At 41.1% G+C, this 10,577-nt stretch carries 11 protein-coding genes and 1 other annotated feature; all 11 genes read left to right on the plus strand.

The features are described 5' to 3' along the window. The first annotated feature begins 21 nt into the window (after positions 1–21). The 11 genes from FZF09_RS19225 (at position 22) to FZF09_RS19275 (ending at position 10,295) form a co-directional block, all read left to right on the plus strand. Positions 22–1,353: an arsenic transporter gene (locus tag FZF09_RS19225; protein WP_158738211.1), complete on the plus strand. Its 1,332-nt coding sequence runs from the start codon at positions 22–24 to the stop codon at positions 1,351–1,353. An 18-nt stretch (positions 1,354–1,371) separates the two neighbouring features. Next, on the plus strand, positions 1,372–1,788 hold the full coding sequence (arsC, locus tag FZF09_RS19230; RefSeq protein WP_158738212.1) for an arsenate reductase (thioredoxin): 417 nt from the start codon (positions 1,372–1,374) through the stop codon (positions 1,786–1,788). 411 nt (positions 1,789–2,199) lie between these two features. Beyond that, complete coding sequence (locus FZF09_RS19235; protein ID WP_158738213.1) at positions 2,200–2,988, plus strand: M23 family metallopeptidase; 789 nt, start codon at positions 2,200–2,202, stop codon at positions 2,986–2,988. Next, positions 2,981–3,844, plus strand: a complete 864-nt coding sequence (locus FZF09_RS19240; protein ID WP_158738214.1) for a M50 family metallopeptidase — start codon at positions 2,981–2,983, stop codon at positions 3,842–3,844. Before FZF09_RS19235 ends, FZF09_RS19240 begins: the two co-directional genes overlap by 8 nt. Before the next feature lie 85 nt (positions 3,845–3,929). Next, positions 3,930–5,414 (plus strand): Rne/Rng family ribonuclease, encoded by a 1,485-nt coding sequence (locus FZF09_RS19245; RefSeq protein WP_158738215.1) that lies wholly within the window; start codon positions 3,930–3,932, stop codon positions 5,412–5,414. Positions 5,415–5,501: 87 nt separating this feature from the next. Continuing rightward, positions 5,502–5,573, plus strand: a sequence feature (ribosomal protein L21 leader region). 13 nt (positions 5,574–5,586) lie between these two features. Continuing rightward, positions 5,587–5,895: a 50S ribosomal protein L21 gene (gene rplU, locus FZF09_RS19250; protein WP_091586823.1), complete on the plus strand. Its 309-nt coding sequence runs from the start codon at positions 5,587–5,589 to the stop codon at positions 5,893–5,895. Positions 5,896–5,907: 12 nt separating this feature from the next. Beyond that, positions 5,908–6,240: a ribosomal-processing cysteine protease Prp gene (locus FZF09_RS19255; RefSeq protein WP_158738216.1), complete on the plus strand. Its 333-nt coding sequence runs from the start codon at positions 5,908–5,910 to the stop codon at positions 6,238–6,240. A gap of 12 nt (positions 6,241–6,252) precedes the next feature. Continuing rightward, the gene (rpmA, locus tag FZF09_RS19260; protein WP_091586821.1) at positions 6,253–6,537 is read left to right on the plus strand and encodes a 50S ribosomal protein L27; all 285 of its coding nucleotides are present in this window, start codon (positions 6,253–6,255) and stop codon (positions 6,535–6,537) included. A gap of 444 nt (positions 6,538–6,981) precedes the next feature. Next, on the plus strand, positions 6,982–7,368 hold the full coding sequence (locus FZF09_RS19265; RefSeq protein WP_158738217.1) for an EthD domain-containing protein: 387 nt from the start codon (positions 6,982–6,984) through the stop codon (positions 7,366–7,368). Between the two features lie 79 nt (positions 7,369–7,447). Continuing rightward, the gene (locus FZF09_RS19270; protein WP_158738218.1) at positions 7,448–9,427 is read left to right on the plus strand and encodes an acetoacetate--CoA ligase; all 1,980 of its coding nucleotides are present in this window, start codon (positions 7,448–7,450) and stop codon (positions 9,425–9,427) included. 127 nt (positions 9,428–9,554) lie between these two features. After that, entirely contained in the window at positions 9,555–10,295 is a 741-nt protein-coding gene (locus FZF09_RS19275; protein ID WP_158738219.1) for an MBL fold metallo-hydrolase, read from the plus strand. Positions 10,296–10,577 lie beyond the last annotated feature (282 nt).

Below are 10,577 nucleotides of genomic sequence, written 5' to 3' on the forward strand. Positions count from 1 at the left end.
TCATAAGGGAGATAGAGACAGATGACAGATGTAACGATAGCTGTGTTCATTTTTTTGGTAACACTTGTATTCGTCATCTGGCAGCCGAAGGGGCTTTCCATCGGCTGGTCTGCTTCCATAGGGGCAGTAGTGGCTCTCTTAGCTGGTGTAGTCACTTTTTCAGATGTCGGAGATGTTACCAACATTGTTTGGAACGCAACATTAACTTTTATTGCAGTAATCATTATTTCATTAATACTTGACGAAATTGGATTTTTTGAATGGGCTGCTTTACATATGGCCCGAATCGCTAACGGCAGCGGTGTGAAAATGTTTATTTATGTCGCTGTACTAGGAGCGGTTGTAGCAGCTTTGTTTGCAAATGACGGTGCTGCTCTTATTTTAACGCCAATTGTACTTGCAATGGTGCGGGCGTTAAATTTTAAAGAAGCAATGGTCCTTCCGTTTGTAATGGCAAGTGGATTTATTGCTGATACGACAAGCCTTCCATTTATTGTAAGCAACCTTGTCAATATCGTTTCTGCTGATTATTTTGGCATCGGGTTTGTAGAATATGCGTCAAGAATGATTGTGCCTAACCTGTTTGCTCTAATCGCTAGCATTATTGTGCTTTATATCTATTTTCGAAAAGATATTCCATCTTCTTATAAAATGGAGGATTTAAAAAAACCGGCAGAAGCAATCCAAGATTTAAAAATGTTCCGTTTATCTTGGCTTGTGCTCAGCTTGCTTTTAATCGGCTATTTTGTCAGTGAATTTATTCCTTGGCAAAACCCGGTAACTGGTGAAGCAGAAGCATTTCCTGTTTCCTTTATAGCAGGACTAATAGCGATTTTCTTTGTACTCATGGCGCGGAAAAGCCCGGCTGTGGAGACATCAGCAGTTATGAAGGGTGCTCCATGGGAAATTGTAGTATTTTCGATTGGCATGTACGTTGTCGTTTATGGTCTTCGCAACGCAGGATTAACAGATGTGCTTGCGTCCGGTCTGGAACTTGCCGCAGATCAAGGACTATTTTCTGCCACGATCGTCACAGGCTTTGTTGCAGCGTTTTTATCTTCCATCATGAATAATATGCCGACTGTTATGATCAATGCTTTGGCAATTGCTGATACGGATTCGGTTGGAGCCCTTCGTGAAGCGATGATTTATGCGAATGTGATCGGCTCTGATCTCGGTCCGAAAATTACCCCGATTGGATCGCTTGCCACCTTGCTTTGGCTGCACGTTCTCTCGACAAAAGGCGTAAAAATCAGCTGGGGCTATTATTTTAAAGTCGGGATTGTTATTACGATACCAACCTTGTTTATTACATTGGCTGGGTTATATATTTGGCTTTTAATTATTGGTTAATAAAGGAGAGAATGAACAATGAGTAATAAAAAAATAATGTATTTTCTGTGCACTGGCAATTCTTGCCGCAGCCAAATGGCAGAAGGATTTGGAAAAAAGTATTTAGAAGGATGGGACGTATACTCTGCCGGTATTGAAGCGCATGGCGTTAATCCGAAAGCGGTAAAAGCAATGAAAGAAGTGGAAATTGATATTTCTAATCATACTTCGGATACGATTGATCCAGAGCTGTTAAACAAAGCAGATATGGTAGTGACTCTTTGCGGTCATGCTAATGATGTGTGTCCAACCACACCTCCTCATGTGAAAAGAGAGCACTGGGGGTTTGACGATCCTGCACAAGCGGAAGGTTCAGAAGAAGAAAAATGGGCCGTTTTCCAACGTGTCCGTGATGAAATAGGAGAACGCATTAAAACGTTTGCTGAAAATCAATAAACCAGTTTAATAAAAGTTGACCGCTTAAGAGCGGTCAACTTTTTACGTTTATTGGGTAAGAAAGCATACATTTTGGCGTTTTTGATGTCTAGCTTCAGCGCCCAGCCGCTCGGGGTTTCTTCCCTTTCGACTCCGGGCCGCAGGCGACCCTGCGCGAAAGCTCCAGAACCTGTCGCGGCTGACCAGGGCGCTTGCGCTTTTCTTACAAAATAAAATATAAGCGAAACGACGATTTCCGCTGTAACGAATCGGCAGCTGAGATTAATCCCTTCCTCTTTAGAAGTACCTGTTCGGACGAGCAATTCTTTATTTTTGTCATAGTTCTTTCCCTTTCTAACATATACTTTCGCAAGGGAATGAAACAAACTATATACAATACATCTGTGTATGAGAAAAGGGGGAAGAACAGGGATGGACAAGAATATAAATAAAGTTCGCCGGCAAATCGAAAACAAAAGAAAAAAACGTGAATGGACGAGAGAAAGAGATCAGTCTTCATCGTATGAATTTTATCCTCATCATAGTGATGCACCTTATCATGAACCAGAATTTTATAAATGGAGTGATCAAGAAAAAGCGATGGACAGGCCGGATAAACGCGGGGGAGCCTGGGTGCTGCAAAGTTTAATTGCAGCTACTCTGTTTTTATTGATAGGGATACTATTTCAATCCTCGCATCCTGCCTTTGAAGGGGCGAGACAATACATTACTACCTCCTTTGAAGAAGAATTTCCGTTTGCAGCCGCTACAGCGTGGTATGAAGAAAGGTTTGGAAGTCCGCTTGCCTTTCTTCCTTTTCAAGATAATTTAGAGAACACTCCTCAGCAGCCAGTCAGTGAATCAACGGACTCTTTTGCCGTCCCAGTATCAGGAACAGTGGCGGAAAGTTTTTCTGAAAACGGAAAAGGGATCGTTCTTGAAACGGGTAAAGATGAAAGCATAGAAGCGATAAAAGGTGGAGTAGTTGTTCACACCGGTCCTCATGAAGAGTGGGATCTTGCTGTGGCTGTCCAGCATTACGAAGGCGGAGAATCCTGGTATGGGATGATGGATAATGTGGAGGTGAAGCTTTATGATCACGTTTCTACAGGAACGGTGTTAGGAACAGTAGACACTGAAGAAGGGAGCGGGCGCTTTTCCTTAGCTATTAAAGAGAATAATGAATACATTGATCCGGTGGACGTGATCGCTTTTGATTAATCAATTTAAATTGATACGTTTTCATCCCTTGTTCTGGGTAGTGTCTGCAGCAGCAGTCTTTACTGGTTTCTTTTATGAACTTTTGCTGTTATTTCTAATTGTCCTTTTGCACGAATTAGGCCACGCAGCAGCCGCTCTTCATTACAATTGGAGAATTAAAAAAATTGAATTGCTCCCTTTTGGAGGAGTGATGGAAACAGCAGAACATGGAAATCGTCCTATTCGAGAAGAAGCAATGGTTGCGGCTGCAGGTCCGATCGTACACCTGCCTCTCATTGCTTTATCTTTTCTGCTGCTTAAAATGCCGTATTGGCATGAGGCCGACCACGTTCTTTTTCTTCATTATAATCTTACACTCTTCTGTTTTAATCTGCTGCCAGTGTGGCCGCTTGATGGCGGGAAACTTTTATTTTGCTGGTTTACCTCGCGCTTTCCTTTTTATCAAGCACAAAAACGAATGTGGAAAACATCATGTTTGCTGTTATGCAGTATTGCAGTTCTTTTCTTATGGTTCTTTCCTTTGCATCTTCAAGCATGGATTCTTCTGATTTTTTTTATTACCGTTCATTATACGGAGTGGAAACAGCAGCCTTATAGTTTTTTTCGATTTTTGCTAGAGCGTACCAATGAAAATAGCGGCTGTTCTGCAGTTACCGAAAAAATATCCTGGCATCAACGGCCGATGGATGCAGCGAAGACAATATGCAAAAAAGAAAGATGTCAATTTTATATTTTAGAAAATGGACAAACATTGTCGGAATCGTATATCCTTGAAGCAATCACCAAGAAAAGAATGGGTATGGTCAAAATAAGAGACCTGCTTTTAGAGGATGAAAGAAAACCTTTTGTTAAATGAAAAAATAGAACATACTGTAATATAATGTACGATCCGCTTAGGTGCGTACAAGGCATGCATAGGATGATTAAAATGAGGTGCAGCAATGTTTGAACTTATTTTCAATACCGCAACCACGGAAAGGCGGGCTGCGGTCAAAAAGAATGGAAAAGTAATCGAACTATATATGGAAAGATCTACGGATGAACGAATTGCAGGAAGCATTTATAAAGGAAGAGTAAAAGATGTACTGCCTGGCATGGAAGCAGCATTTGTAGATATTGGCCGCGAGAAAAACGGTTTTTTGCATAGAAATGAGCTAGTCGGTTACAAACAGTTAAAAGAATCTGAAATAGAAAAAGAAAAACGCAGTATTTCTGAATTTATTACACAAGGCCAGGAAATCATCGTCCAAGTCACAAAAGAAGAATTCGGCGACAAAGGAGCACGTTTAACTGAAAATGTATCGCTGCCCGGCAAGTACACAGTGTTTATGCCAGAAGGCGGATACATCGGTGTTTCTAAGCGAATGTCTTCAGAGGATATAAGAGAGCATTGGAGAAGCCAGGTACGTTCTATGCTAGAAGATAGAGAAGGTATTGTAGTTCGTACAAGCTGTGAAAATCGTTCCGAAAAAATAGTCGAGCAAGATATATTTTACCTAAGAGAAGACTGGCATTCTGTATTGCGAACTGCAGAAACGAAGCGAGCGCCCGCTCTTATTTATCAAGATGGTGGAATAATAGAAAGGCTTCTGCGAGATTATGCTTTTGAAAATATGGACCGGATTGTGGTCGATCATTTTCCAGATGTTCGCTATATAAAGCGGTTATTACGTTTTGAAGAAGAGGACATAAAAAAGGTTTTTCATTACAAAGGAAAAGAGAATATTTTTTCTGCCGAGGGCATAGAAAAAGACCTTGATAAAGCCCTCAAACCAAAAGTTTGGCTGAAAAGCGGCGGGTTTTTAATGATTGAAAAAACCGAAGCACTGACCGTTATTGATGTGAACACGGGACGTTTTACAGGACGATCTGACCTCGAAGAGACCATACGAAAAACAAATACGGAAGCGGCTTATGAGATTGCAAGCCAATTAAGGCTTAGAGACATATCAGGAATTATCGTTATTGATTTTATCGATATGAAACAAAATAAAAATAAACAAAAAGTAGTCTCTGCCTTAAAACATGCCCTTACAGAAGATCATACGAAAACAAATGTAGGGGATATGAGTTCGTTTGGTCTCGTCGAGATGACCAGGAAAAAAGTAAGGCGCAGCTTAGCTGACTCGCAGTTTTCTAATTGTGAAGTCTGCAGGGGGAGCGGACGTCTTCTTTCTGAAGAAGCTATGGCTTACCGGGTGGAACGCATCATTCACGAACATAGAGAATTAGAGGCAGAAGCTATGGTGCTTGAGCTGCCGGTTCGGGTGTTTAACTGGCTGAACGAACAAGGAAAAGCTCTCTTAAAAAAGTGGGAAGAACGTTATCCGTTTGTTTTATATTTTCTTGCGCACCCCGCTAAGGACGGCATTCATATTCGGTTTACCGGTACGGCAGAAGAGGCAGAAAAGCGCTCTAATCCATAAGAGAATGAAACAATGCCGGGGCGGAACCTCTGTTGACACTAGGGTGGCCGTATGATATGATTTTGTCTGTTAGTTGTTTGGCTCGCACCCAAACTACAACCGCTCAAATGCAGGTTTAAGACCGTCTAGGCACCTGTATTGGCGAGTCTTAGTCATAGGAGGTGCATATTACATGTACGCAATCATTGAAACTGGTGGAAAGCAAGTAAAAGTAGAAGAAGGCCAGGAGATCTATGTAGAAAAACTGGACGCTTCTGCAGGTGATGCTGTTACTTTTGATAATGTTGTATTTGTTGGCGGAGATGATGTGAAAGTCGGGTCCCCATACGTGGACGGCGCTAAAGTCACTGCCAAAGTAGATAAGCATGGACGTCAAAAGAAAATTACGGTATGGAAGTTCAAGAGAAGAAAGAACTATCGTCGTAAAATCGGCCATCGTCAACCATACACCAAAGTTGTTATCGATAAAATCGAAGCATAAGGCCTGCGCGCTATGATTGAAGTCAGCGTAGACCGAAGCAGCAATGGAGAGGTCACTGCTTTTTCGATGTCCGGACACGCTGATGCTGGTCCGTACGGTTACGACTTAGTTTGTGCCGGGGCATCTGCGGTATCTTTTGGTTCTGTCAATGCTATTGCTGCTCTTTGTGATGTTGAACTTGACGTGGATATGAAAAATGATGGAGGATATCTTCGCTGCGCCGTGCCCGATGACGTAAAGGGGCGCGTCAGGGAAGAAGTTCAGCTGCTTTTAGAAGGCATGCTGATTTCTCTTGAAACGATCGCCGAGGAATACGGTGAGCATATAAAAATTTCAAATGTATAGGAGGTGAGTCAGATGTTGAAATTGAACCTTCAATTTTTCGCTCAGAAAAAAGGGGTTGGTAGTACAAAGAACGGCCGTGACTCTATTTCCAAGCGCCTTGGTGCGAAGCGCGGAGATGGTCAGTTCGTAACAGGCGGCTCTATTCTTGTACGCCAGCGCGGAACTCGCGTATATCCTGGAGAAAACGTAGGAAAAGGCGGAGATGACACTCTTTTCTCTAAAGTAGACGGAGTAGTTAAATTCGAACGTCTTGGTAAAAAGCGCAAGCAAGTAAGCGTATATCCAAAAGAAGCATAAGAAGAAAACGTCCCATTGCGATGGGGCGTTTTTTTCTTTAAAGGTAAGAAATTATAAATAGTTGGCGTTTTTGGATGTCTAGCTTCAGCGCCTACTCGCTCGAGATTCCTTCGGTTCGTCAATGGAAAGCAAAGACAGCTTTCCATATGGAGCCCCTCTAGGACCTGTCGCTCGTGAGCAAGGCGCTTGCACTTTTCTTAGTAACATTTAACATTGCTAAAGGTTATTTAAAAAAACAGAGAAGATGTTGCCAATGAGAAGATAGCAAGAGAATTAGAGTGAAAATATAAAATTTTAGAAAAGAAAGGAGAACGAAAAACCTACGAAGAATATTGATATAAATGATGATTTTTTGAACTTTATTGATTTACGAAAACATAGCTTCTATTTTTCCTTCAAAGTTTAGAAAAGAATAAACGATCAACTTGAAAAGGGGGAAAAGTCATGCTGAAAATGACCTTTTGTGTTAAAAAGCTGTCCCATTTATCGCGACAAGAATTTAATCAATACTGGCATGAAACACATGCTTCTCTTGTACATAAACATGCTTTAGCCCTTAGAATAAAAAAATATACTCAAATTCCTGTACTAGAAGATGCTAATGAACAAGAAAGTATCCGTTCGCCCCGAGGCGCTGTTTCAGCACCATTCGATGGAGTGGCTGAATTGTGGTGGGAAAGTTTAGAGGATCTTAAAGAGAGCCGCCGCAGTCCTGAAGGAAAAAAAGCAGCAAAAGAATTGCTCGAGGATGAAAGACGTTTTATCGACCTTTCAAATTCTTCGCTGTGGTACGGAGAGGAACGTGAAATATTTTCTTATCTTGATTTTTAAAAGGGAGAAAATTTTTTGCGAAATAATACGTAAACAATGAGTGAAATAGTTATTTTGTAAATGAAGGGAGAAATTCAAAATGGCACCAGTAAAAGAAGGCGCTTTATTATGGGAACCGCCAGCATTATTGAAAAAACAATCCAACATGCAGCGCTATATGAATTGGCTGTATGAAGAAAAGACTCTGGATTTTAAAAATTACGAAGAATTACTGGATTGGTCTGTAACAGATATCGAACGTTTCTGGGAAACATTATGGGAATTTTTTGACATTAAAGCTTCTGCATCATATATACGCGTACTAGAAGAGCGGAAAATGCCAGGGAGTAAATGGTTTGAGGGAGCGAAATTAAATTATACGGAACAAGTTTTTCGTCATTTTAATCCAAGTGACAGCGCTATCATTTCGCAATCAGAAGTCCGACCGCTCGAACATATGACGTGGCAAGAATTATACGACAAAACCGCTTCTTTTGCATCCGGGCTAAAATCTGCTGGTGTGAAATCTGGCGACAGGATCGTTGCTTATATGCCAAACATAGCAGAAACGGTTGTTGCGTTTTTAGCCTGTGCAAGCATTGGCGCGGTTTGGTCTAGTTGTTCTCCGGACTTTGGGAGCCCGACGGTTATTGATCGGTTTAAGCAAATTGAGCCAAAAGTGTTGATTACGGTTGATGGGTATCGGTACGGCGGAAAAGATTTTGACCGCATGTCCACTGTAAAAGAAATACAGAACGGTATTCCGTCCTTAGAAAAGACGATATTACTGCCTTACTTACAAGAAAATCCGAATGCCGCTACATTACATGAAGCTGTACTATGGGAGCAGTTTATGGAAGATCATAAAGACGCCTCACTTACTTATGAACCGTTACCGTTTGATCATCCGTTATGGGTTTTATATTCTTCAGGTACAACTGGACTTCCTAAAGCCATTGTACAGGGCCAAGGCGGGATCATCATTGAACATTTAAAACAGTTAGTACTTCATATGGACCTTCATAAAGGGGATCGTTTTTTCTGGTTTACTACGACAGGCTGGATGATGTGGAACTTATTAGTGGGCGGTCTTTTGAACCAATCCACGATCCTATTGTACGATGGTAATCCTGGATACCCCAGTTTAGATACGGTATGGAAATTTGCAGAGGATACAGACATGAAAGTATTAGGGACAAGTGCAAGCTTTTTGCTTGCTTGCAGAAAAAATGGTCTGAAACCAAAAGAACAATTTAACTTAGATAAATTAATGAGTATCGGGTCTACAGGCTCACCTCTCCCTCCTGAAGGTTTTCAGTGGGTGTATGAAAATGTGAAATCAGATCTGTGGCTCTTTTCTACAAGCGGGGGGACCGATGTTTGTTCAGCGTTTGTAACGGGTTCCCCTTTTCACCCCGTTCATGCTGGAAATATTCAATGCCGTGCATTAGGTGCAAAAGTGGAAGCTTATGATGAAAAAGGAACACCGATAACAGATGAAGTTGGAGAACTCATCATTAGTGAGCCAATGCCTTCTATGCCTTTGTATTTCTGGAACGATGAGGGAAATAAAAGGTACTTGGACAGTTATTTTTCTACGTATACCGGCGTATGGAGGCACGGGGATTGGATTAAAATAAATCAAGACGGAAGCTGTCAGATTTACGGACGTTCTGATTCAACCATCAACCGGGGCGGCATTAGAATGGGAACAAGTGAAATTTACAGTGCGGTCGAGAGCATCAAAGGGGTGACAGACAGTCTCATTGTAGATGTAAGCAATCACAACGGAAAGGATTTTATGCCGCTGTTTGTCGTTTTAGAAAAAGGAATAAACCTTGATGACACCCTTAAAAATAAGATAAATAAACAAATTAAAGAAACTTGTTCTCCAAGACACATTCCAAACGACATCTATGAAATTCAAGAAGTTCCAAGAACATTGAATGGAAAAAAACTTGAAGTTCCTATTAAAAAAATATTAATGGATGTTCCTTTTGAAAAAGCAGTTAATATTGATTCTGTCGGTAATAAGAAAGCGCTGGACTATTTTATCGATTTCGCAAAAAATATTGTTTAATAAAGAAAGGCATACAAATCCCCCCCTTAAAACGGTTTCTAATCAGAGGGGGGATTTAAAAAGAAGCGGTCATTTGTTTCAATAGATTGTATAAGATCTTTACTTAGAAAATTCAGGAGGTTATGGAATGAAAGTAACGGTGGTAGGGTACTGGCATGCATTTCCACAAAAAGGAGAAGCAGCTTCCGGCTACTTAGTGGAACATAACAATTATCGTGTATTAATTGACTGCGGGAGCGGGGTTGTTTCCCAGCTTCAACATTATTGCAGCTTGGATGAATTAGATGCTGTAGTTATTTCTCATTATCACAATGATCATATAGGAGATATTGGCGCCCTGCATTATTTTCGTTTGCTGCAGCCTTACATATCGAATAAAGGTGTGAAGCCTTTTGGCATTTATGGACATCAGGAAGATGCAGAAGGTTTTAAAAAACTTTCTTTTAAAGATGTTGTAAAAGCGAATGCTTATTCACCGAATGAACAACTCCAATTAGGTCCCTTTATGTTCTCTTTTTATAAAACAACTCATCCAGCTCCTTGTTATGCGATGAAAATTGAAGCTGACGGATCAACGCTTTTTTATACAGCTGATACCGGGTATATGCCGGAATTAGCAAAAGCAGCTAAAGGGTCTCAATTAATGATAGCGGAATGCAGTTTATATAAAGGACAAGACGGGGCGCCGGCTGGACATATGAATAGTGTCGAAGCTGGAAAGTTGGCAGGATTAGCGGAAGTGCCCGCTCTTCTTTTAACCCACCTTCCTCATTTTGGGGATCACAGCAGCCTGATCAAAGAAGCCCAGGAAGAGTGTCCAGGAATAACAGTAGAAACGGCAAAGTCAGGCTGGACGAAAACATATTAACTTTACTTGTAATATTAAACAAAATAATAAATGGAATAAGCAAAATAGAATTTGGTAAAAAAATGGCAGAATTTTTCTGGAAGTGGAGCGGTCCTAATGGGACGGCTCTTTTTTTCAATAGATAAGAAATTATAAATAGTAGGCGTTTTTGATGTCTAGCTTCAGCGCCCAGCCGCTCAGGCGCACACGATAAAGAGGAACTTTTGCTAAAACAGCGACGTCCTGTCGCAACGCAAAAGTCAACACCTCCTGTGCAAGCCCGTTCAGCGTTGTCACAGGACG

It is taken from the genome of Alteribacillus sp. YIM 98480, from assembly GCF_009765375.1.
In the GTDB taxonomy this organism is placed as follows: Bacteria; Bacillota; Bacilli; order Bacillales; family Marinococcaceae; genus Alteribacillus.